The sequence below is a fragment of the Planomonospora antibiotica genome (genome assembly GCF_014647955.1).
In the GTDB taxonomy this organism is placed as follows: domain Bacteria; phylum Actinomycetota; class Actinomycetes; order Streptosporangiales; family Streptosporangiaceae; genus Planomonospora; species Planomonospora parontospora.
Map to the genome: position 1 here is coordinate 1 of NZ_BMQE01000014.1, position 19,567 is coordinate 19,567.

Annotated in this window: 25 protein-coding genes and 1 other RNA gene; 12 read left to right on the forward strand and 14 right to left on the reverse strand. The window is 68.5% G+C overall.

Features of this window, described 5'->3' with window-relative positions:
• A partial coding sequence (locus IEZ06_RS15135) for a putative bifunctional diguanylate cyclase/phosphodiesterase (protein ID WP_189237335.1) occupies positions 1–1,425 on the forward strand: 1,425 nt, incomplete at its 5' end.
• A 78-nt stretch (positions 1,426–1,503) separates the two neighbouring features.
• On the opposite strand, the gene IEZ06_RS15140 is transcribed toward IEZ06_RS15135, so the two are convergent.
• Positions 1,504–2,121, reverse strand: a complete 618-nt coding sequence (locus tag IEZ06_RS15140; protein WP_189237336.1) for a hypothetical protein — start codon at positions 2,119–2,121, stop codon at positions 1,504–1,506.
• Between the two features lie 283 nt (positions 2,122–2,404).
• Here IEZ06_RS15140 and IEZ06_RS15145 point away from each other — a divergent pair, with 283 nt between their 5' ends.
• Positions 2,405–3,907, forward strand: coding sequence for an alpha/beta hydrolase (locus tag IEZ06_RS15145; protein ID WP_189237337.1), 1,503 nt, complete (start codon positions 2,405–2,407; stop codon positions 3,905–3,907).
• Positions 3,908–4,187: 280 nt separating this feature from the next.
• Here IEZ06_RS15145 and IEZ06_RS15150 read toward each other — a convergent pair whose 3' ends face one another.
• Positions 4,188–4,730, reverse strand: coding sequence for a DUF7144 family membrane protein (locus IEZ06_RS15150; protein WP_189237338.1), 543 nt, complete (start codon positions 4,728–4,730; stop codon positions 4,188–4,190).
• 573 nt (positions 4,731–5,303) lie between these two features.
• Between IEZ06_RS15150 and IEZ06_RS15155 the strand changes: the two genes are divergently transcribed.
• Positions 5,304–5,804 (forward strand): DUF1269 domain-containing protein, encoded by a 501-nt coding sequence (locus tag IEZ06_RS15155; protein ID WP_189237339.1) that lies wholly within the window; start codon positions 5,304–5,306, stop codon positions 5,802–5,804.
• Between the two features lie 147 nt (positions 5,805–5,951).
• Here the strand turns inward: IEZ06_RS15155 and IEZ06_RS15160 are convergent, their stop codons facing one another.
• Positions 5,952–6,137: a hypothetical protein gene (locus tag IEZ06_RS15160; RefSeq protein WP_189237340.1), complete on the reverse strand. Its 186-nt coding sequence runs from the start codon at positions 6,135–6,137 to the stop codon at positions 5,952–5,954.
• A 176-nt stretch (positions 6,138–6,313) separates the two neighbouring features.
• Here IEZ06_RS15160 and IEZ06_RS15165 point away from each other — a divergent pair, with 176 nt between their 5' ends.
• Positions 6,314–6,505 (forward strand): hypothetical protein, encoded by a 192-nt coding sequence (locus IEZ06_RS15165; protein ID WP_189237341.1) that lies wholly within the window; start codon positions 6,314–6,316, stop codon positions 6,503–6,505.
• 262 nt (positions 6,506–6,767) lie between these two features.
• Here IEZ06_RS15165 and IEZ06_RS15170 read toward each other — a convergent pair whose 3' ends face one another.
• Positions 6,768–7,013 carry a hypothetical protein gene (locus tag IEZ06_RS15170; protein WP_189237342.1) on the reverse strand — a complete coding sequence of 82 codons (246 nt, stop codon included), beginning with the start codon at positions 7,011–7,013 and terminating at the stop codon, positions 6,768–6,770.
• Positions 7,014–7,176: 163 nt separating this feature from the next.
• Here IEZ06_RS15170 and IEZ06_RS15175 point away from each other — a divergent pair, with 163 nt between their 5' ends.
• Positions 7,177–7,671 (forward strand): hypothetical protein, encoded by a 495-nt coding sequence (locus IEZ06_RS15175; protein WP_189237343.1) that lies wholly within the window; start codon positions 7,177–7,179, stop codon positions 7,669–7,671.
• 277 nt (positions 7,672–7,948) lie between these two features.
• The gene (locus IEZ06_RS15180; RefSeq protein ID WP_189237344.1) at positions 7,949–8,431 is read left to right on the forward strand and encodes a hypothetical protein; all 483 of its coding nucleotides are present in this window, start codon (positions 7,949–7,951) and stop codon (positions 8,429–8,431) included.
• A 144-nt stretch (positions 8,432–8,575) separates the two neighbouring features.
• Here the strand turns inward: IEZ06_RS15180 and IEZ06_RS15185 are convergent, their stop codons facing one another.
• The 4 genes from IEZ06_RS15185 to IEZ06_RS15200 form a co-directional block, all read right to left on the reverse strand.
• Complete coding sequence (locus IEZ06_RS15185) at positions 8,576–8,929, reverse strand: CPCC family cysteine-rich protein (protein ID WP_203871971.1); 354 nt, start codon at positions 8,927–8,929, stop codon at positions 8,576–8,578.
• Positions 8,930–8,944: 15 nt separating this feature from the next.
• A complete protein-coding gene (locus tag IEZ06_RS15190; RefSeq protein WP_229798175.1) occupies positions 8,945–9,601 on the reverse strand; it encodes an HAD family hydrolase in 657 nt (218 codons plus the stop codon).
• A 75-nt stretch (positions 9,602–9,676) separates the two neighbouring features.
• Positions 9,677–10,162, reverse strand: a complete 486-nt coding sequence (locus IEZ06_RS15195) for a hypothetical protein (RefSeq protein ID WP_229798177.1) — start codon at positions 10,160–10,162, stop codon at positions 9,677–9,679.
• Positions 10,163–10,303: 141 nt separating this feature from the next.
• Entirely contained in the window at positions 10,304–11,140 is an 837-nt protein-coding gene (locus tag IEZ06_RS15200; RefSeq protein ID WP_189237345.1) for a hypothetical protein, read from the reverse strand.
• 371 nt (positions 11,141–11,511) lie between these two features.
• On the opposite strand from IEZ06_RS15200, the gene IEZ06_RS36310 reads away from it, so the two are divergent.
• Together IEZ06_RS36310 and IEZ06_RS36315 are read left to right on the forward strand one after the other, a co-directional pair.
• On the forward strand, positions 11,512–11,727 hold the full coding sequence (locus tag IEZ06_RS36310; RefSeq protein WP_203871970.1) for a transposase: 216 nt from the start codon (positions 11,512–11,514) through the stop codon (positions 11,725–11,727).
• 15 nt (positions 11,728–11,742) lie between these two features.
• A complete protein-coding gene (locus IEZ06_RS36315) occupies positions 11,743–12,180 on the forward strand; it encodes a transposase (protein WP_203871969.1) in 438 nt (145 codons plus the stop codon).
• A 771-nt stretch (positions 12,181–12,951) separates the two neighbouring features.
• Here IEZ06_RS36315 and IEZ06_RS15210 read toward each other — a convergent pair.
• Both IEZ06_RS15210 and IEZ06_RS15215 read right to left on the reverse strand, forming a co-directional pair.
• Entirely contained in the window at positions 12,952–13,473 is a 522-nt protein-coding gene (locus tag IEZ06_RS15210) for a hypothetical protein (protein ID WP_189237346.1), read from the reverse strand.
• A gap of 74 nt (positions 13,474–13,547) precedes the next feature.
• The gene (locus IEZ06_RS15215; RefSeq protein ID WP_189237347.1) at positions 13,548–13,784 is read right to left on the reverse strand and encodes a GntR family transcriptional regulator; all 237 of its coding nucleotides are present in this window, start codon (positions 13,782–13,784) and stop codon (positions 13,548–13,550) included.
• Between the two features lie 96 nt (positions 13,785–13,880).
• Between IEZ06_RS15215 and IEZ06_RS15220 the strand changes: the two genes are divergently transcribed.
• The 4 genes from IEZ06_RS15220 to IEZ06_RS37180 all read left to right on the forward strand — a co-directional run bounded on the left by IEZ06_RS15220 (position 13,881) and on the right by IEZ06_RS37180 (position 15,776).
• Positions 13,881–14,090, forward strand: a complete 210-nt coding sequence (locus IEZ06_RS15220; RefSeq protein WP_189237348.1) for a hypothetical protein — start codon at positions 13,881–13,883, stop codon at positions 14,088–14,090.
• Between the two features lie 4 nt (positions 14,091–14,094).
• A complete protein-coding gene (locus tag IEZ06_RS15225; protein ID WP_189237349.1) occupies positions 14,095–14,391 on the forward strand; it encodes a hypothetical protein in 297 nt (98 codons plus the stop codon).
• A gap of 252 nt (positions 14,392–14,643) precedes the next feature.
• Positions 14,644–15,330 (forward strand): helix-turn-helix domain-containing protein, encoded by a 687-nt coding sequence (locus tag IEZ06_RS15230; protein WP_189237350.1) that lies wholly within the window; start codon positions 14,644–14,646, stop codon positions 15,328–15,330.
• A 17-nt stretch (positions 15,331–15,347) separates the two neighbouring features.
• Positions 15,348–15,776: a tyrosine-type recombinase/integrase gene (locus IEZ06_RS37180; protein ID WP_268245604.1), complete on the forward strand. Its 429-nt coding sequence runs from the start codon at positions 15,348–15,350 to the stop codon at positions 15,774–15,776.
• Between the two features lie 31 nt (positions 15,777–15,807).
• Here the strand turns inward: IEZ06_RS37180 and rnpB are convergent.
• The 4 genes from rnpB to iscB form a co-directional block, all read right to left on the reverse strand.
• An RNA gene (rnpB, locus tag IEZ06_RS15240) (RNase P RNA component class A) lies at positions 15,808–16,201 on the reverse strand.
• A gap of 61 nt (positions 16,202–16,262) precedes the next feature.
• Complete coding sequence (locus IEZ06_RS15245) at positions 16,263–17,615, reverse strand: bifunctional RNase H/acid phosphatase (protein WP_189237352.1); 1,353 nt, start codon at positions 17,613–17,615, stop codon at positions 16,263–16,265.
• Positions 17,612–18,352, reverse strand: a complete 741-nt coding sequence (locus tag IEZ06_RS15250) for a zinc ribbon domain-containing protein (protein ID WP_068898423.1) — start codon at positions 18,350–18,352, stop codon at positions 17,612–17,614. Before IEZ06_RS15250 ends, IEZ06_RS15245 begins: the two co-directional genes overlap by 4 nt.
• Positions 18,349–19,539: an RNA-guided endonuclease IscB gene (iscB, locus tag IEZ06_RS15255; RefSeq protein WP_203871966.1), complete on the reverse strand. Its 1,191-nt coding sequence runs from the start codon at positions 19,537–19,539 to the stop codon at positions 18,349–18,351. The genes IEZ06_RS15250 and iscB overlap by 4 nt, the downstream gene beginning before the upstream one ends.
• Positions 19,540–19,567 lie beyond the last annotated feature (28 nt).

Sequence of the window (19,567 nt, forward strand, 5' to 3'; positions counted from 1 at the left end):
CTGGCCGAGAACCGCGCCCTCGTCCTGGACCACCAGGCCGACCGCCTCGCCGCCCAGGCCGGCGAGCTGTCCACCGCCCTGCACCACCAGGAACTGCTCCGCCGCAGCCTCGCCCACCGCGCCTCACACGACCCGCTCACCGGCCTGGCCAACCGCACCCTGCTCATCGACGCGCTGCAGGCCGCCGTCGCCGCTTCGGGGCCTCTCCCGCCGGCGCTGCTCCTGCTGGACCTGGACGACTTCAAGGACGTCAACGACACCTACGGCCACCCCGTCGGCGACGAACTCCTCGTCGCCGTCGCCGGCCGCCTGCGCGCCCTGGCCCCTTCCGCCCGGACCCTGGCGCGGCTCGGCGGCGACGAGTTCGCCCTCGTCCTGACCCACGCCACCCCCGACACCGCCACCACCCTGGCCCACCGCATCCGCACCGCCCTGGCCCACCCCTACCGCATCGGCGACCGCGAACTCCACCTCACCACCAGCATCGGCATCCTGACCGGACTGCCCCTCACCACCCCCACCGACGCCCTGCGCGACACCGACCTCGCCCTCTACACCGCCAAAGCCCACGGCAAGAACCACACCACCCTCTTCCACCCCGACCTGCGCACCGCCCACCTGCACCACACCACCCTGGCCACCGGCCTGCGCCACGCCCGCACCCGCAACGAACTCACCCTCCACTACCAACCCGTCGTCGACCTGACCACCGGCACCATCCACGCCGTCGAAGCCCTCCTGCGCTGGACCCCCACCACCACCGGCCGCCCCGTCCCCCCCGACGTCTTCATCCCCATCGCCGAAGACACCGGCCTCATCACCGACCTCGGCCACTGGGCCCTGAACCAGGCCATCACCGACGCCACCCGCTGGCACCACCGCCACCACACCGCCGTCACCGTCAACATCTCCGGCCGCCAACTGCGCGACCCCGCCTTCCCCCACACCGTCCTGGACACCCTGACCCGCCACCACCTGCCCCCCCACGCCCTCATCCTCGAAATCACCGAAAGCATGCTCCTGGCCACCACCCCCGCCGAAACCCACCGCATCACCACCCTGCTGGCCACCCTGCGCACCCACGGCATCCGCATCGCCCTGGACGACTTCGGCACCGGCTACTCCTCCCTGGCCTACCTACGCACCCTGCCCGTCGACATCCTCAAGATCGACCGCTCCTTCACCACCCCGCCCACCGCCGCCGACCACCCCCAGACCCGCGCCTTCACCAAAGCCATCCTGGAACTGTCGGCCAGCCTCGGCCTCGACACCATCGTCGAAGGCGTCGAAACCCCCGACCAGGCCGCCCTCCTGCGCCAACTCGGCGCCCCCCACGCCCAGGGCTACCTGTTCTCCCCGCCCGTCCCCGCCCCCCGCATCGACGAACTGCTGCACACCACCCCCTGGCAGCAACACGTCGCCTGAAGGGGAGCGACCGGCGCTTCGGCGCTGCGGCCCGTGCCGGTCGGCGTCACCCGGTCTCCGATCGCGCCGCGCCGGCTCCTACGGCGTGCGGTACCACGCGGAGCGAAGAGCGCGGATCTCCTCGGGGGTGCTCTCCCGGGCGATGTACGGGATGTCGAGGATGTGACGGCTGCCGGGCAGCTCGGCGCGGACCACGGCGGCGTCCCGGAGGACCTGCCCGTAGACGGAGGCGCCGTCCATGCAGAACACGTCGACGACCACCACCCGCCCGTCGAGTGCCTGCCGCAGATTGCCGGCGTTCAGGTCGACCCCGTCCCACCAGGGCGTCCGGGCCCGGAACTCGGCGTCGACCGCGGCGGCGACCCGCCGCACCTCGGCCAGGGCCGGGCCGCCCGTACCCTCCCGCCACCGGCGGGCGAGCTCCTCCGCCCGCGCCGCCTCGAGCGGGATCAGGAACTCCAGCACGGCCAGCGTGCCGCCACCCTCCAGCGGCGTGTCGAAGGCGATGCGCGGCAGGTGGGGGTTGCCCGGCCGGCGACGGCAGAGTTCGAGGAAAGCGGCGTAGGCCGGGTCGAACGGGCACACCCTGGCCGCCCACAGCCCGTCCGGAGAGCGCAGGCCGATCGCCCAGTCGCCGACGCCGCACGGCGTCCAGCCCGCCAGCACCAGCTCGGCCGTGGCCTCGCGGTGAGTCATCGAAGGCCACGGCAGGTCGGGGAGCACGGGTGCAGCCTACGAGATCCGTCCGCCCGAACGCATACGGGCTCCGCTCCGCCCGCAGGCCCTTCCGAGGTCGGTCGTCGCACGCCCCCGGCCTGCGGACCTCCGGATCGGATGACATTTGTCATCGAACTCGTACGCAAGATCCACATGCGTCCGGTGATATCGGCGACTGTCCGCTCGCGGACAGGAAAGGCAAGATCTTTCTTGGAGGACGCCTCGCCCCGACAGAAACCTTCCGATCATGAAAAGAGTGCCCATGCGCCCTGTGAGAATCACGGCGATCGCCGCCGCCCTGCCCTTGGCCCTGGTCACCGCCGGCGGCCCGGCCGCCGCGACGAGCACCGGTTCGGGTTCCGGACAGGGGACGATCGCTTGGGGATCGTGCGCCGGCATGCGGCCCGCCGAGGGCCAGAAGCTTCCCGCCGGCACCGAGTGCGGCACGCTCACCGTCCCCCTCGACCACGCCGACCCGGGCGGCAAGAGCATCGAGCTGGCGCTGATCCGTATCAAGGCCACCGGTTCCGGCAAGCGGCTGGGTTCGCTGGTGTTCAACTTCGGCGGGCCCGGCGGCTCGGGCGTGGACATCCTGCCGTTGGCCGCTCCGGCCTACACCGCGCTGAACGCCCGCTACGACCTGGTCTCCTTCGACCCCCGCGGAGTGGAGCGCAGCTCCGGTGTCCGGTGCGGCGACGCCGCGGAGATGGAGGAGTACAACGCCGCCGACGCCACCCCGGACACCCGGGCCGAGCGGGCACAGTTGAAGCGGGCCACCGCGGAGTTCGTCCGGGCCTGCGAGAAGACCTCCGGTGAGATCCTGCCCCATGTGGGCACCGTCAGCGCCGCCCGGGACCTGGAACTGCTGCGTGAGGCACTGGGTGAGAGCAGGCTCGACTACTTCGGCATGTCGTACGGCACGCATCTGGGGGCGGTCTACGCGACGATGTTCCCCGAGAAGGTGGGCCGTTTCCTGCTGGACGCCCCGCTGGACCCGACGGTCTCGTTCCGGCAGCGCACCCTCGACCAGATGAGGGGGTTCCAGCGGTCGTACAAGGCGTTCCTCGCCGCCTGCGCCGCGAAGGGGTCCGGAAAGTGCGTCCTCGGCGCGGACCGGAAGACCGCCGACAGGACGGTCCGGGCCCTGTGGAAGCGCCTGGACGCCAAGCCGCTGAAGGTCGACCGGCGGGAGCTCACCCAGAGCCTGGCGGTCACCGGCATCGGGGCGGCGCTGTACGCCCAGCAGGCCTGGCCGGTGCTGGAGCAGGCACTGGGATCGGCCCTCAAGGGCGACGGCCGGCTCCTGCTGGGCCTGGCCGACGGCTACACCGGCCGCCGGGCCGACGGCACCTACTCGACCATGCTGACCAGTTTCCCGGCCATCAGCTGCGCCGACTCCGCCGAGCGGCCCAGTGCCGCGGAACAGGCCAGGACCGACGCCGCGGCGCGGAAGATCAATCCGATGTTCGGCGGCGCCGGCCTGAGCGCCCTCTGCGGGGCCTGGCCGTTCGCCGGCAGCGACGCGGCCAAGAAGGTCGACGCCACCGGCTCGGCCCCGATCGTGGTGGTCGCCACGACCGGTGACCCGGCCACGCCGTACGCGTGGGGGCCGAAGCTGACCAAGCAGCTCAAGACGGCCGTGCTGGTGACCTCCAAGGGCGAGGGCCACGGCGCCTACGGGGTCAACGCCTGCACGACGAAGGTCGCCGACGCCTACCTGATCGATGGGAAGGTCCCCGCCAAGGGCACGGTCTGCGGTTCCTGACGTCCGCGGCGGCCGGGGAGCGACGCCGTACGGACATCGCCCCCCTGACCTGTGGTGGATCCTCCGGCCGGAGGATCCACCACAGGCATTCCCACGGAACGGCGAGTCCGCGTGCCAGCGCCACGCCGGTGACCAGCGGAAGCGGTTGCAGGTTCATCGGCGCCTTACCTGTCGCGGACCGGCTTGCTCCTTACCTGTCGCGGACCGGCTTGCTCCTTACCTGTCGCGGTCGGATGCGGCCGGCCGGGGGAGCGTCCGCATCCGACCCCACCGGGCGGGTCTATCGCGGGTCCGCATCCGCGCGGTCGAAGTGCCGCATCTCGCCGCCGTGCACGGCCAACGCGTAGATCACGAAGACGTCGACCGCGATGATGATCGCCGACCAGAACGGGTAGGCGGCGAACCAGGCGAAGTTGGCGACGGCCTGGACGGCTGCGAGGGTGATGCCGATCACCCGGCCCCAGGTCCGGCCCGCCATGACGGCGGCGCCGGCGAGGGCGACGATCGCACCCATGATCAGGTGCGTCCATCCCCAGGCCGTGTAGTTGACGGGGATCGCCAGGTCGCTCGCGGTCACCAGGTAGAAGTCGGTGTTGAAGAGGGCCACCAGGCCCGCCACGGCCTGGAAGCAGCCCGTGATGATCATCGTGATGCCGGCGAACATCACCCAGCCGACCCAGCCGGTGACCGGAGGAGGTGGCGCCGCTCCCGTCGGTTGCGCCCGGTCCGTTGCGTCCGCCTGCTGCGCCCCGTGGCGCGGTGGCGGCATCGTCGCCGACGAGCCGTCCCGGTGCGGTGTCTGTGCATAGCGTGGATTCGCCATCTTCGGGTCCTTTTTCGTCGTGGCCGCCCGCCCTCCGCCCTATGGTGCAGCGGGGCAGGGGCGCCGATCGGGATGTCCCGTCTCGGCGGCCTTCGTCCGGCGCCGTGTGGTGCCCAGCCTGGCCTGTCGCCGGTGATGCGACCTCGACTGCGCATCGGCCTGATCCGGCGGAGCCTCCGCCCGGACAGCCTGGGGTCATCGGCCGAGCGGCGCGCGATGATTCGGCCGCCCCTCCTTTCAAGGCTGGGTTACCCCACCGGACCCTCCAGCATCCACATAATCGGAATAAAGCCCATAAATCGGATAAATCACCCCTCGGGTGGGACTTGCCCGGCCCGTCCCCACTCCGGTCCGCGCGGCCTCGGCCGGGGCGCTCCAAGAGGACTCCTTCTGCGACCCACAGCACTTCTTTGGCTGAGCGTGGGGCTCTCCCGACTTGGGAGGGGGGAGCAGACAAGCGTCAGCGGCACGCCACCCGGCCGCCCGCCGGGATGCCGGGACGCCGCCGGCTCGCATGCACGCCGCGGTCCACCAGGCCGTCATCGACGAAACCGACCAGAGAACAGGACACCCATGAGCCATCTCATCGCCGTCGCCTACCCCGACGTCGCCACCGCCCAGGCGGTCCGCGGCCGGCTGACCGAGCTGCAGCAGCAGAACCTCATCACCCTGGAGGACGCGGTCGTCGTCGAACGCCGCCAGGACGGGAAGATCAAACTGCACCAGGCCACCAGCATGACCGGCCTGGGCGCGAGCAGCGGCGCGCTGTGGGGCGGCCTGATCGGGATGCTGTTCTTCATGCCCTTGTTCGGCATGGCCCTGGGCGCCGCCGCCGGAGCGGCGAGCGGCGCGATGAGCGACGTCGGCGTCGACGACGACTTCATGCGGCAGCTCGCCACCCGCTTGGAGCCCGGCACCGCCGCACTGCTGGCCCTGGTCGTGCGGAGCACCCCGGACAAGGTCATCCCGGAGATCTCCTCCTACGGCGGGCACATCATCCAGACCTCCCTCAGCAACGAGGCCGAAGCCCACCTTCGCGAGACCGTCCAGGCCGCCCGCGCGGGTCATCAGTGAGCCGGTGACCGGTGCACCGAGACGGACAGAGGCGGTCGCCCACCGGTGCTCACGCGGGCCCGGAGGGCGGCCCCGCCCGACGCGGGGCCATCACCATCTGCTGACGGGGTCGCACGGCCGCGGACCCGGCCGGGTCCGCCCGGCCGTTCAGGCGTCGGCGGAGGCCTCCCATTCCCGGCAGGGCTGCAGCGCGTGGTGACGGTAGATCAGGCCGACCGCCTGCGTCGTGGCCGCCGCGTACACCCCTTCCCCGGCAGGACCGCACAGGCAGTCAGCGGCCTCCTCGTGGCTGATGACGTCATCGACCGGCCGGATGTGGACGACCTTGTGCACCGCGAGCTCCTTCACCGATCTCGAATCGAGTCCCTTTTATGACTTTATGTTCGTTTTCTGGATGGAAGGGGCGGCGAACGCCGCTCGTCGCCGTACCCGCCTGCCGCCCACTCCGGCCTCGGCTCCCTCGACCTGGAACGGACGGGCGTACACCACCCCGGAGGCGAGGTCCGAGGTTGGGGCGGCCGGAGAGCCTCGTTGGCCGTAAACCGAAGAGCATCCAGCGCCGCCTGGACCACGCCGCCATCGGCGAGGCCTTCGATACCCACGGGCACCTGTTCCCGGACGACGAGGACCTCGGCCGGGGCGCCGTCGACGTTGAGATCAAGGGCCTGGCGGAACAGAGCCGGAACGAGAACGGAGCTTGAACCCTGAGCCCGCGGTCAAAGGGGTGGGGCGGACGAGTCGGCCTGTAGGCCGGGTTCTGATTCCGCCTGCCTGCGACCTGCGGCGGGATCAACGACTTTGGCTCTGAAATGGGAAAACACTGTCGTCGTTTGCCGATGGTTGTCGCTGCCTTCCGGCGTGATGTGCCCTCGATGTGCCCCGCGGGCGCTTCCCCTGCTCGGCTCAGGAGGGCTGTCCTCGCAGGCTTGGTGCTCCGGCAGAGGGGCGATGGAATACGGCGCATCATCGCCCTGGCGGCCACGCCCGATCAGTCGGCAGGTTCATCGGGGAAAGCCGGCTCAACACCTCGTGGAACTCCTGCTCGCTGATCTCGTACGGGGCGAACCCGTCCAGATCCGACCGGGCGTAAGTCAGCATGCCGTACCGATCCTCGTCATGCTCCGGATCGTAGGCGGTCACCGTTCCGTCGGCGTATGCCTCGACCTGCATATGGGCGTATCCTTCGTCGTCGATCGCCAGGTAGAACACGGACGTCCCCCAGCTCGCGTACCGATCTCCACGGTCCTCGTCCCACTCTCGCCGGAAATACCTCACGCTCCGCTTGCGTCCTCTCCAGACCGCACCCCGCCGACGACGGTATCCCTCACCCTGACGCCTTTTATGGGGCTGACCTGCACCGATCCAGCATGGTGTGAGGACCTATGCTGAGCCTGTGTGCCTATGCCTTGACGTCTACGTGTGGATTCCGGGGCGTAGCTCTGAAATCTTCAGACAGTTCATCGACACCTACGTCGATGTGGACGACCCCGGCGACGAACGGTTCCACACTTTCACACGGGTCCATGTCCTGGGTATCACGAGCGACACAGATGCCCAGGCCCTGGACGACTTACGCCGCGCAGACGGGGATGACGCCTTCACGCTCTACCTCAGGGCTCGTGACCACTATGGGGCCATCATCACGATCACCCGCGATGGGGCGACGGTTCTCGGCCTCAGCATCGAGGCCCCTGACGACCTGCCGGAGACGCTCAAGCTGGCCGAACAGCTCATGAAACAGCTCCGACAACAATTTTCCGCTCCTGCTGGATGTGCGGGAGTCGAACTGCCTCCGGCTGGCGACCGCTCCGAGTGGTACGACGAAGGGCTCGTCCTGCTTCGCATGGGCGAACTACCCGCACCTTGATTCAGACCCCGCCCTCCGATCTGCAGAGACAGGCCGGAACTGCCTTGACTTCTGCGACAGAGCGACCGTCCGTTTTTCAGGCGGAGCGATCGCCCTTATCGGGCATCGGACGCCGTGGTCAGAGGGTGGTGGGCGGTGGCTGAGGTGAGCTCGGGTGCGAGGACGTCGCCGTCAGCGCTGTTGTCACCGCACTCGTCCGGCACCATGGCCGGCCACACCGGATGATCATTAAGAGGTAGCATCGGTTTCCCTCTCCCGCCTCACCCCAAGGACGTCGATGTCCCGTCTGATCGAACGCCTGTCGGACACGGTCACGATCGATTTCGGCCAGTTCATGGTCATCGACCTTGATGGAGCCAACGGGCAACCGGAGGGGACCGAGGGCCTCTTCGAGCTCGCGGACCGGGCGAGTAGGACCGACTGGTTCCTGGCCGGCGCGAACGCCGCCATCATCAGCAGCCAGACGGAATCCTGGCACAGTGTCGACGTCACCGTTGAGCGCTGGGACGGCCCGCCACCCGACGACACCGACCAGTGGAGCAGAAGCGAGACGGCAGAGTTCTACTCCAGCTCGGGCAAGCTGCGGTTGACCGGGGTTCACAGCCACCCCTCTCGAAAGATCATCGATCTGTGCGAGCAGGCTCGCACCTGGTTCTTTTGCGCGAGCGTCCGCCCCGGCCTCGGTGCCCGCTACCCGGAAGAAGGCCTTCCCGAAGGACTGGAGGCGTACCGGCTGCGGTTCTGGCCTGCAAGCCCCTGACCTTCTGTTTACAAACCGAATGCAGACCGTCCAGGACCGTCCGCCTCCGTCTTCCACGCCTGCTCAGGACGATTCCACGGCGCCCCTCAATCCGTGATCGTCCAGGTCCGTCCGGATCCGCTGTTAGCATCCACGTTAGCAAGATCATCCGATCGGATGTTCGTGCGGGAGCGGATCGCGGACCTTGCCGACGTCCCGCTTGTCGCTCGCGCCGAATACGGCGAAGTTGTCCCGTCCCTGGGTAAGACTCAACCCTCGGTTGGGACCGCCACGGATCTCGTCGACATCATGCCCGTCCTGCCCGTCGTCCTCCCAGAAGCACACCGGGCAGATCTCGTGCATGCCTCGCTCGTCGAGAGTGCGGAATCCACAGCACGGACACAGATACGGTTCGTCGCCCTTGCCCCGGACGACGTTCACAAAGGTCACCTGCACCAAGGTAACGTCCCCGTCCATCAGTCCATGGATCCCTGCCGGGCGGGCTCCCTTGCGGATCACCGCACGATGTTCCGCTCAGCGCTCGCCGTGCAGGATCTCCATGGCCTGGAGTACGTCCGTGACGACGTGGTCCGCCTCGCGCTCCTGGTCCGGCCACGTTCCCCGGTCGATCCAGACCGTCCGGAGACTGGCGGCCCGTCCCCCGCCGATGTCGGCGACCAGGTGGTCCCCGACCGTCCATCCCCCGCCGGCAAGGGCCGTGCCGCACCGCCGGGCGGCGATCTCGAACAGGCCTGCATCGGGCTTGCGAATGCCTTCCAGCCCGGAGAGCGCGTAGGCGTCGACGGCCTCGGCCAGTCCCGTCCGCTGGATCTTACCGAGCTGATTGTCCGCCGTCCCGTTTGTGACGATGGCCACCCTCCACCCAGCCGCGCGCAGCCGCGCTAGTCCGTCCATCACCTCGGGCTGGCAGCGCACCAGGTACGGCATGCGCCTGCGGTAGCGGCCCCACAGCTCCTCGATCGACTCGGCGAGGGCGAAGTGCTCGCGGACCTTGCCGAAGAAGACCTCACGGTGTGGATAACCCGCCTGGTCGAGAGCAATGAGCCAGTCAACCGCCTCACGTCCGAGGCCGTACCCCTCGGCGAACTCCGCAGCCCACTCCCGGAACGCCTCGTCCAGGTTCACCAGCGTGTCGTCCAGGTCGAAGAGCGCGAGCCGTTGCACGATCACCGCCCTACGGGGGGCCGTCATCTCAGTCGGCGGCGGAGGAATACAGGGCCGCCGCGAGGTCTCCGGCGAGGTCGTTCACGGTGAGATCGGCGTTGAGCGCGGTGACCATCGCCTGCGTCGGCGGGCGGGGGCGTAGGCGTGCCGCACCGCGCCGAGATTCATCGGGACCCCGTAGTAGTCCTCGGCGAAACACCGGAACGCCTCCGCAGACGGGTCGACGAGCCGCGCGAACAAGTGCATCACGCCGTCGGGGCGGTTCACCCCGTCCGAGTAGTCGATCTTGCCTATGCGCCAGCGATCGTCGCCGATCTCGCGCCACAGGCAGGTGATCACGACCCGCATGCCGTCCTCGTCGAACGCGAGCTTGGTCACGCAGTCGCGGAAGTCCTCGGGAACGGAGTCGAGCACTCCCGGCCAAGCTGCGTCATTGCCGTACGGACTCATCACTGCCTCGTGGTCGAACCCGCGGATGTAGGCACTCCCCGCTGAGAAGACGATGGGGTACTCGTCTCCAGAGCCGTTGCGCATGGAGGCCGCCGCCTCCCCTGGGCTCCAGTCCACGTCGAAGGAATGGTACGGCGTTCCTCGTCGTCTGGGCTCAGGATGGCCTCCAGTACCGCCATGGCCTGGCACAGGCCGCGGAGCACCGGATGAGCTTCCCCAAGCAAGACACATCTCGCAACGAACGGACTGCTGATCAACCTACTGTGGTAGCAGATCCGGAGGAGAGGAACGTCGAGAGACAGCCGGCATCTGTTCCCCAGGAGACCGCCGCAACAGCTTGCTCTGACGCCCTTCCACCCAGGCATTCCATGCCTTCAGGTAGTACAGCAGATGCTCTCGTGAGTCATCTTTTCGCCGAACCGCCTTCCCACTGGCAAGGTTCAGCATGGTATTGCGCAATGTGAGGCGAGGGTCACCAACGGTCAAATTCGCTCCGGTGAGGAGCCCGTCAAGCCAGGGCCCCTGGTCGACGTCTGGCCGCTCTTGACTCGTAACGTACCAGCCGACCGCCGCCGCTGTAATCGTAATCTTTGTACTCCGGTTAATCGCAATCCCGCGCGTCACGGCCTCGCGCATGCCCGGGTTCTCTTCGAGGATCTTCAAGATCTGGTCGTTGCTGACGATCGACTGACCCCCTGACCACTGTGCATCCCGCGCCGTTCGATAGAGGTGGAGTCCTCGTATAGCGGCTGCCAGGTGAGTGCTATTGGTCTCGTTAGCCAGCGACAAGACATCGCGTCCCGTCCTCTTTCGACCGGTGTCCATCACCGTGAAAGCAGTCTGGGCAACGTTCCACGTGACAAGCACTTCCACAGGCATATTCGCCTTGACCACGGCAGCGAGCCGGTGTTGGCCGTCGATAAGTGAGCCGTTCTCGCTGAACGCGATCCCTTGATGCGTGACCTGCCACTCACCGCGCTCGATCGCCTTGGCAAGGGTAGCAACGAACTGCCTGCTCATCGGCCTATTTTGATCGTTCTTGTTGAGCCACTCCTGGGCCAACTCTGGTGTTACCAGGGTCACCTTGCTATGCATGCTCTGTCGACTCCTGTCGAGGGTCCAACGCCGCGAGTGTCTGGAGCATACACGTGAGGACGATGTGTGTTTGCACAAGTCCGACACTCAAGGGATACTCACTTTATGTAATTGAAACACTACAATTTGTGACGACACCTGTCGCGAGCGCCCTCCTTGTTCCATCAGCATGTGGGCTCGCATTGGGCATTGGGTACGGCCTTCATGAACGCTATGGCTTGAAGAGAAGGTGTGGTCAGAGGACTGGGTCGGCTAACCTAGGGTCCGTACACTCTGCGGGAAAGCTCCCGTGATGCATCCTTACGGATTCCGGCTTCGCAAGGATCATCGACATGTGTTCCTGCACGTGTGAGCCTTCCCATGACAACCCTTTGACCGATGCTCAGTGGGCGGTGATCGCGCTGTTGCTGCCCACGCGGGACCCGCACAGAGGCGGACACTCGCCGAAGTTCCCGCGCCAACTGATCATCGACACGGTGCTGTACGTGTGGGCACCAACTGCGTCTGACGGCTGGTCCTGCATGACCTGGATCAATGGGGATGCGGCCTACCGGCGGTTTCGCACCTGGACAGCCGACGGCACCTGAGACCGTGTCCATGACGTGCTGCGTGAGAAGGTCTGTGTCACCGAGGGCCGTAACCCGCAGCCGCTGGTGGCGATGCTGGATTCGCAGCCCGTGCGCACCTGCCAGGGCGGCGAGGCGATCGGTTTCGAGCCGGGCAAGAGGATGCAGGACCGTAAGCGTCACCTGCTGGTGGACACCTGTGACCTGGCGCTGCGAGCGGTGGTGAATTCGGCCTCCGTGCATGACCGGGCCGGCGCCAAGCTGGTCCTTTCCGAGCTCCGCGCAATGTTTCCGCGGGTGGGGCTTGCGTGGATGGACCGCGGGTACGTCAACACCGTTGATTCCGGGCTGGTGTGTTGGGCCGCCAAGGACAGAGACCGTTGCGATGCCGCGCAACGCTGGCGTGAAAGGCTTTCAGGTGCTGCCCCGCGGACGGGTAGTGGAACGGACGTTCTCTTGGTTGGGATGCTGTAGAAGGCTGGCCCGCGACTACGAATGCAAGATCGTGCACGCCGAAGCGATGATCAAGTTAGCCATAATCTGGCCCATGGCCGCCCGGCTGGCCGGAGAGGAGGTCGAGCCGCATGGTCCGATCGAGACCGAAGACGCTCGACGTCTTCGAAGACTTCAATCCGAAGTGATCGCCCGGTTACCCAGCACTTCCCCCAGCACCGAGCCGGTGGTCCTCGACGAATTCTCCGCCCCACACCCGGAACGCCTCGTCCAAGTCCACGAGCACGTTGTCTAAGGCCGAAGAGCGCAAGCTATTGCGCGGCTGACATCCTACCGCGGGCGCTCGCAGCCTCCTGAGGGCCTCACGGCGAGATCAAGGGCTATTCGATGGCAAGCCGACCCGTACCGCAGGGCCGCCAGGCCCGAGGAGCGGAAGCGGCGCGGCAGCCCTACCGAGAGATCTCCGCAGCTACCGGATGACTTCATCGTCTCCAGCGGTCTGCCTGGTGGACCTGAGCGCGTGGGCGGCGCGGCCGCGACCGGCCGAAGAGCCGCAGCGCGGCCGGCGACCGTCCGACGCGCGGCGGGCCGCGGAGCGGACCGCCTTTAAAGACGTAGAGAAAGTTCTCATCCGCAGCTCACGAGCACGGATGATCTTGTTCAGGCGGGTGCCCCATCTGGTATGGCTTCCGCCTGCTGGACTGCTGCGGGATACGGGAAGGTGTGCTCTTCAACCTGGTGGCTCAGCTGGGCGCGTGGGGTCATCGTTGAGCAGCGGAGACCTCTTGGACCTCAGCGTGGCCTGCGCCAGTAAGCAAGGCATCCGCTCGCGCTCTTGACGACACGTGGCGTGGACTCATCCTGGGGCCAGATCTGCAGGAGATAGCGGTCAATGATCTCGTCTGAGGTGTCCACCTCCGCGGCCTCGTCCATGTTCTGGGCGTGGTAGCGCAACCGGTACCAGCCTGGTCCAGCAGGCAGTTCGGGGAGTTCGTGGAAGTCCCCACCGCCCCACTCGTGTAGGGAGAGTTGTCCGGCCTCGGACTTGAAGCTGATCTCCACGATGTCCTCGTACCCGTCGATGTCGGCTCCCGGATCATGGTCGACCACGGTCACCGAGAAGCCGACCGTGCCTGTGTGCAGGCCTGTGATCAGGAAGGCACCGCCGTCGTCCACGCGGATGATCCCGACGGGATGCACCGGGTGATCGGCGGGCATGCCGTTCGGGCCCATGGCGTCGTCGGTGTCGTCGACGAGGTACGTCTGGCGATAGTGGACATATAGATCGAACGATACGGTTCGGGCGTCAGTCATGGACGGTGATCGTACGATCATGGACTGACGCTTTCAGACGGGTGTCAGGCGAACATGCGCGTCCTCTTACCCGATCATGAGCTGTCGGCAGGGCTGACAATCGATCCCTTGCCGGGCTTGGTCGTGATCAGGCCTTGCGCGCGCAGGGCCTCCATCGCCTTGCGGACGGTAACCCGGGCGACGTCGAACTCCTCCTGAAGCTTCACCTCGGAGATCAGCGTCAGGGGCGGATAGATGCCGTCCTTGATGCGCTCGGCGACGACGTTCGCTATCTGCTCCCACTTGTACAGCCTGGGGTCCCATTCGATCACAAGACGACTCTAGGTATGCCCCTACCTGCGAACATAGAACAGCAATTCCTAGGAATGGTGTAGACAGGATAGGACAGGTTGACCTACGGTTAGATCATGACCCCGGTGACCTACGACCTCGACGCGATCCGCACGGTCTTCCCCTCCTGGTCGGTGTTCCGCAGCGACGCGGGAGCCTTCTACGCGACCCGGCGCGGCGAGACGCTCACGGACCAGCAGATCGACGCCGGCCTTCAGCGCACGGTCTGCGCAGACGGCCTGGCGAACTTCGTCCGACTCCTCCAAGAGCAAGAGGGGCTGAGGTAAGACCATGCGCGACCAGGGGCGGACCGCGGACGTCTACCACACGCTCCACCTGGCACCGCTCCAGCAGGCCTATGAGCGGTTGACCTGGAACCCGGCTGCTCCTCGCGCGGACCGTATCCGCATCCGCGAGCACACCTGCTCCCACCATGCGGTCAGCTACGAGTTCTGCCTCGGCGGGGGCCTGGCGTTCATCCGCCGGACGTACCGCTCCGACGGCGTGGCCGTCCATGAGAGCGAGTGGCTGCGCATCCGGGACGCCGAGCGCCTGTGGTTGCGGCTCCTCCTCGGCCAGGCCCGATGACCGCCCTCGGATTAACCCGGAATTGAGAGGAGATGGAAATAGCGGATATGTTCTGACCGATCCGGTAACCGGAATGCTCGACACGGTGCGTTGAACATGTCGCGCGCAGTTGCGGACAACTTCATCATCGTCTGTTTCCGCAGGTCACACCCGGCCTGCGGCTACAGGCGTTTGCCCACTGGCAGTTTTTCTGCCAGTGGCTCAGATCACCCGGCTTATCGTCGAACCAGACGACGAGAGGCAGGGGAGAACGTGGCTACCGAACAGATGACGACCGGCCAGCGGATCGCGCGGGCCCGTCACCGTAAGGGCTGGGATCAGGCCACCCTCGCGGAGAAGATCGGCCGCTCGGTCTCCTGGCTGTCGAAGGTGGAGAACGGCCGGCTGCCGCTCGACCGGATGAGCGTCGTCGGCCAGCTCGCCGAAGCGCTCGGAGTCGAGATGGCCGAACTCACCGGCCAGCCGTACCGGCACGACACGGAAGACCTCGACTCCGGACACTCCGCGGTCCCCGGCCTGCGTCCGGCTCTCCAGCAGGCCACCATGCCGGGCGGGGCCGCGCTCCTGGGCAACCGGGAACCGCGGGGCCTCGACGAACTGGAGGCGAACGTCCGGCTCGCCGAGCAACTCCGCCAGGACGCCAAATTCACCGCCCTCGGCGAGGTGCTGCCGAGCATCATCACCGACCTGTTGCTCATCACCTCCGGTTCGACAGCGGACAAGGACCGGGCAGAGGCGCTGATGCTGCGGGCCTGCCACATGGCGCGCGTCTCCTCCAATCTCCTCGGTGGCGCTACAGCGCGAGCTCGTCGCCGCCCAGCAGGTCGGCGTTCCCGAACTCGTCGCTGCCGCGTCCTGGGACCTGTGCGGCGTCTGGTTCCACGAAGCGGCGCTCGACCCGGCGAAGAACGCGGCGCTGTCCGCGCTCGACCAGCTTGACCCGCACATGGGTACGGGTGACGACACGATCCGGGCGCTGTGGGGAGCGCTGCACCTGCGGGCCGCCGCCTACTCCCGGCTGTGGAACCAGAGCGAGGCGGAACACCACCTCGCCGCGGCACGGCAGATCGCCGAGCATCTGCCGGCGGAACGCCGACGTACTGCGGCCCGCGATCCTCGCGGCCGGGGTGCCGGTGGACATGACGTTCCACGATCTGCGACACACCTTCGCCAGTACGGCGCTCGCCGAGGGCGTGCCGATCTCCGAGGTGTCCCGGTGGCTCGGGCACGAGTCCATCACGACGACCGTGGACCTGTACGGGCATCTGGTCCCGGAGGCCTCCGAGCGGGCGCGGACGGCGCTGGACAACGCGTTCGCCCCGGCGCTCGGGTCCGCCGGATGTGCCCCCGATGTGCCCTCTCAGGGCTTCGATCTTCCCGTCTGAGGGTTCCGCCGCAGGTCAGGGGCGGATAGGGCGGACGAGTCGGCCTGTAGGCCGGGTTCTGTCCTTCACTCGCATGAAGGGGCGACCATCCATCTAGGGCCGGCGTTGCCGCCGGCCTCGAGCGGTCTACCCGCGCGGCTCGGGCGGGCAGCCCTCGAACGTCGCGCGCGGGACGCTCCTCGCGGAGCGTCCCTTCTTGACCTTGCTCCGGGTGGGGTTTACCGAGCCGCCCACGTCACCGTGGGCGCTGGTGGTCTCTTACACCACCGTTTCACCCTTACCCCTCTTGCGAGAGGCGGTCTGTTCTCTGTGGCACTGTCCCGCGGGTCACCCCGGGTCGGCGTTACCGACCACCCTGCCCTGTGGAGCCCGGACCTTCCTCGGCGGGCCCGCAAGGGACCCGACGCGGCCGCCCGGCCGGCTCGTCCGCCGTGCCGCCTAGCTTATCCGCTCCCGGGCGATCTCCGGCCGGGCCCACCCTCACCGTCAGCGCAGGTGCGAGGTGTCGTTGAACGACTTCACCACGGCCGGACCGTCGGCGTAGTACTCGACCTGGGACAGGCAGGCCAGGTCGAGGTGCATGCGGTACAGCGCGGCGGGCGGAGCCAGCAGCGCGAGCCGGAGCAGCGTCTTGATCGGCGTCACGTGGGAGACGACGAGGACCGTCCTGCCCTCGTAGCGCTCGACGAGACCGTCCCGCACCGCCTCGACCCGCCGCGCCGCCGTCTCGAAGCTCTCCCCGCCCGGCGGCGCGACAGCCGGGTCCGACAGCCACGCCTTGAGCCCGTCCGGCCAGCGGCGCTGGATCTCGGTGAAGGTGTGGCCCTCCCAGTCGCCGAAGTCGACCTCCCGCAGGTCCTCCTCGACGACCACCTCCAGGCCGGTCCTGACGGCGACGGCCTCGGCGGTGGCCCGGGCCCGCCTGAGCGGGGAGCTGACGATCACCTGCACGCCGTACGGCGGCTGCGAGAGCCTGGCCGCGGCGGCCTCGGCCTGGGCGGCGCCGTTCGCGGTGAGCTCGGGGTCCCCGAGGCCGGAGAACCTGCGTTCGACGGAGAGCGGGGTCTCGCCGTGGCGGAGCAGGATGAGGGTGGTGGCCGCGGTGGTGGGGGGCCGCCAGCCGGTGCCCGGGGCGGTTCCGGTGACCGTACCCGCGGTCGCGGCCGCCTTCGCCGGAAGGCCGGACGGGACCTCGGAGACGTCCGTCGCGTCGAAGAGGGACCCCTGGGCGGCGGGCGCGGAGGCTCCGGCCCGTCCGGCGGCCGGGGACGCGGCGGGCGCGGAGGCGGCGGGACCGGAGGACGAGGAGGCGGCCGGGCGTTCCGAGACGCGAGCGGCCCCGACGGCCGAGGTTCCCCCGCGCCCGGAGGCTCCCCCGATCGCGGGGGCTCCCCCGGTCACGGAGGCGGTCGAGCGCCAGGGGAGGCCCTTGGCGGCGGCGTCCATGGCCTCGTTGGCCAGGCGGTCGGCATCGGTGTTGCGCTCGCGGGGGATCCACTTCCAGGTGACCCGGAGGCGGCGGGCCAGGGCCGCGGCCTCCGAGGCGAGCGGGCGCAGGCCCTCGTTCTTGATCTTCCAGCGGCCGGCCATCTGCTCGACGACCAGCTTGGAGTCCATCCGCACCTCGGCCGCCGCGCCGTCCCCGGCCAGGTCGAGCAGGGCCCGCAGGCCGGCGATCAGCCCGCGGTACTCGGCGACGTTGTTGGTCGCGGTGCCGATCGCCGCGGCGTCCTCGACCAGGATCTGGCCGTCGGCGGCGTCCTTGACCACCGCGCCGTAACCGGCGGGACCGGGGTTGCCCCGGGACCCGCCGTCGGCCTCGACGAGATAGGACGTCACAGCCCGGACTCGGGGGTGCGGACCAGGATGCGGCGGCACTCCTCGCAGCGGATCACCTCGTCGTGCGGGGCGGCCTTGATGCGGTTGACGTCCGCGATGGACAGGCTCGTCCGGCAGCCCAGGCAGCGGCCGCCCTGGAGCATCGCGGCGCCGACGCCGAACTGCTCGCGGAGCTTCTCGTAGAGGGAGAGCAGGTCGGCGGGGACGTCGGCGGCGACGCCGGAGCGCTTGGCCTTCACCTCGCCGAGCTCCTTGTCGATCTCGGCGAAGGCGGCGTCCCTGCGGTCCTCGGCGGCGGCGCGGGCGGCGGCGAGCTCGTCGCGCTCGGCGGACAGCTTGACGACCTGCTCGTCGGCGGCCTCCCGGCGCTCCATGATCTCCAGCACGACCTCCTCCAGGTCGCCCTGGCGGCGGGTCAGCGAGGCGATCTCCGACTGGAGGCTGGCCAGGTCCTTGGGGGAGGAGACCTGACCGGAGTCGAGGCGCTTCTGGTCCCGCTCGACGCGGACCCGGACCGAGTCGACGTCGGACTCGGCCTTGGACTGCTCCCTGGCCAGGTCGCCCGCCTCGGTCTCGGCGGCGATCACCTGCGTGGCCAGCCTGGCCACGCGGGCGGCGAGCTCGTCGATCTCGGCCAGCTCCGGCAGGGTGCGGCGGCGGTGGGCCAGCCGGTCGAGGACGGAGTCGACCTCGGCCAGGTCGAGCAGGCGCTTCTGGGATGCCGGGGCTGCTTTCACTGATTACCTCCAGCGTGGAAGCCCTGGCCTTCAGGCCGGGGAGAAAACGCGGAACGGTCGGTCATCGTGGTCTCCTTGATGGTGGTGTAGCCGTAGCCGTCCGCGCGTTGCAGCAACCGCACGTGGCGGTGGCCGATGCTCTGCACCAAGCCGCGGACGGTGCGGATGTTGAAGCTGCCGGTGGTGCGGACCGCGACCCGCCCGACATGGGTCCCGGCCTTCTTCCCGGCCGGGACGATCGCGCGGACCAGATCCCCGGTGGCGAACCCGTGCACCTGCTTGGTCCGGGGCCGCCGCAGCCGGGGAAAGCCGTACCGGTCCGGTGCGGTGCGGGCGTAGGAGCCGCGCCCGGTCGCGGACGCCACCAGTACGGTCGACGGCCAGGAAACGACGGTCTCCATCTCACCGACGTGCAGGGCGTCCAGCGTGTGGGACTTCGGCGCTGCGGTCCGGTGCCGGTTCCACTTGGTACGTCCGCCCGAGACCGCGTGCACCGCCAGGGTGAGGTTGCTGATCCGGTCGGAGCCGCCCCGGGCGCGGGGCCGGATGTGATCGATGTTCAGCGGGACGTTCTGCGCATCGCAGTAAGCACACCGCCGCTCCCACCTGGCCAGCAGGTATTCGCGGACCTCATATCCTGCCAGGGTGCCCTGCTGGTACTCCGTTCCCGACAGCGACCGCCCGGCCGCCATCGCGGAGGTGTCGAACGCAACCCGCTCCACGTGAATCGCCCGGATCGGCGCCCACCGGCGCAGCCGGGTGATCCACGACAGGGTGCCGTCGACGCGGTGGCGCAGCGACGGCGCCAGCCACCCCTTGGGCCGGGTCCGATTGTTGAACCGGGGGGCGCGGTAGCGCAGGTTCCGTGACCGGCGACCCCGCCGGTAGGCGGCGCGGGCGGTCAGCTTGTCGCGGATCCACCCGCCCCGATGGTCCAGTTGCAGGGCGAAGATCCCCCGTCGGACGCCGCCCGCCTGGGTGAAGATGCTGAGGCCGGTGTGGCGGCTGCCCGGATCGATGCCCGCCTCCACCCCGGCCACCCTGGAGTCGGCGACCGTACGGTCTTTGAGCCGGATGGCGAACGGTGTGTGCCGGACCACCACCGCCCTCCCCGATGCCAGCAGTTCGCGGGCACGCGCCGGATGGCACGGCATCAGCGGCTCGCCGTGCTTGTCGAGCACGAACACGGATGGGACGTTACCGCCCCGCTCTCCC

Coding starts and splice junctions, on each gene's coding strand:
- IEZ06_RS15140 (WP_189237336.1), bottom strand. CDS start 2,121: ATGACTCACCGCGAGGCCACGGCCGAGCTGGTGCTGGCGGGCTGGACG.
- IEZ06_RS15145 (WP_189237337.1), top strand. CDS start 2,405: ATGCGCCCTGTGAGAATCACGGCGATCGCCGCCGCCCTGCCCTTGGCC.
- IEZ06_RS15150 (WP_189237338.1), bottom strand. CDS start 4,730: ATGGCGAATCCACGCTATGCACAGACACCGCACCGGGACGGCTCGTCG.
- IEZ06_RS15155 (WP_189237339.1), top strand. CDS start 5,304: ATGAGCCATCTCATCGCCGTCGCCTACCCCGACGTCGCCACCGCCCAG.
- IEZ06_RS15180 (WP_189237344.1), top strand. CDS start 7,949: ATGTCCCGTCTGATCGAACGCCTGTCGGACACGGTCACGATCGATTTC.
- IEZ06_RS15200 (WP_189237345.1), bottom strand. CDS start 11,140: ATGCATAGCAAGGTGACCCTGGTAACACCAGAGTTGGCCCAGGAGTGG.
- IEZ06_RS15210 (WP_189237346.1), bottom strand. CDS start 13,473: ATGACTGACGCCCGAACCGTATCGTTCGATCTATATGTCCACTATCGC.
- IEZ06_RS15220 (WP_189237348.1), top strand. CDS start 13,881: ATGACCCCGGTGACCTACGACCTCGACGCGATCCGCACGGTCTTCCCC.
- IEZ06_RS15225 (WP_189237349.1), top strand. CDS start 14,095: ATGCGCGACCAGGGGCGGACCGCGGACGTCTACCACACGCTCCACCTG.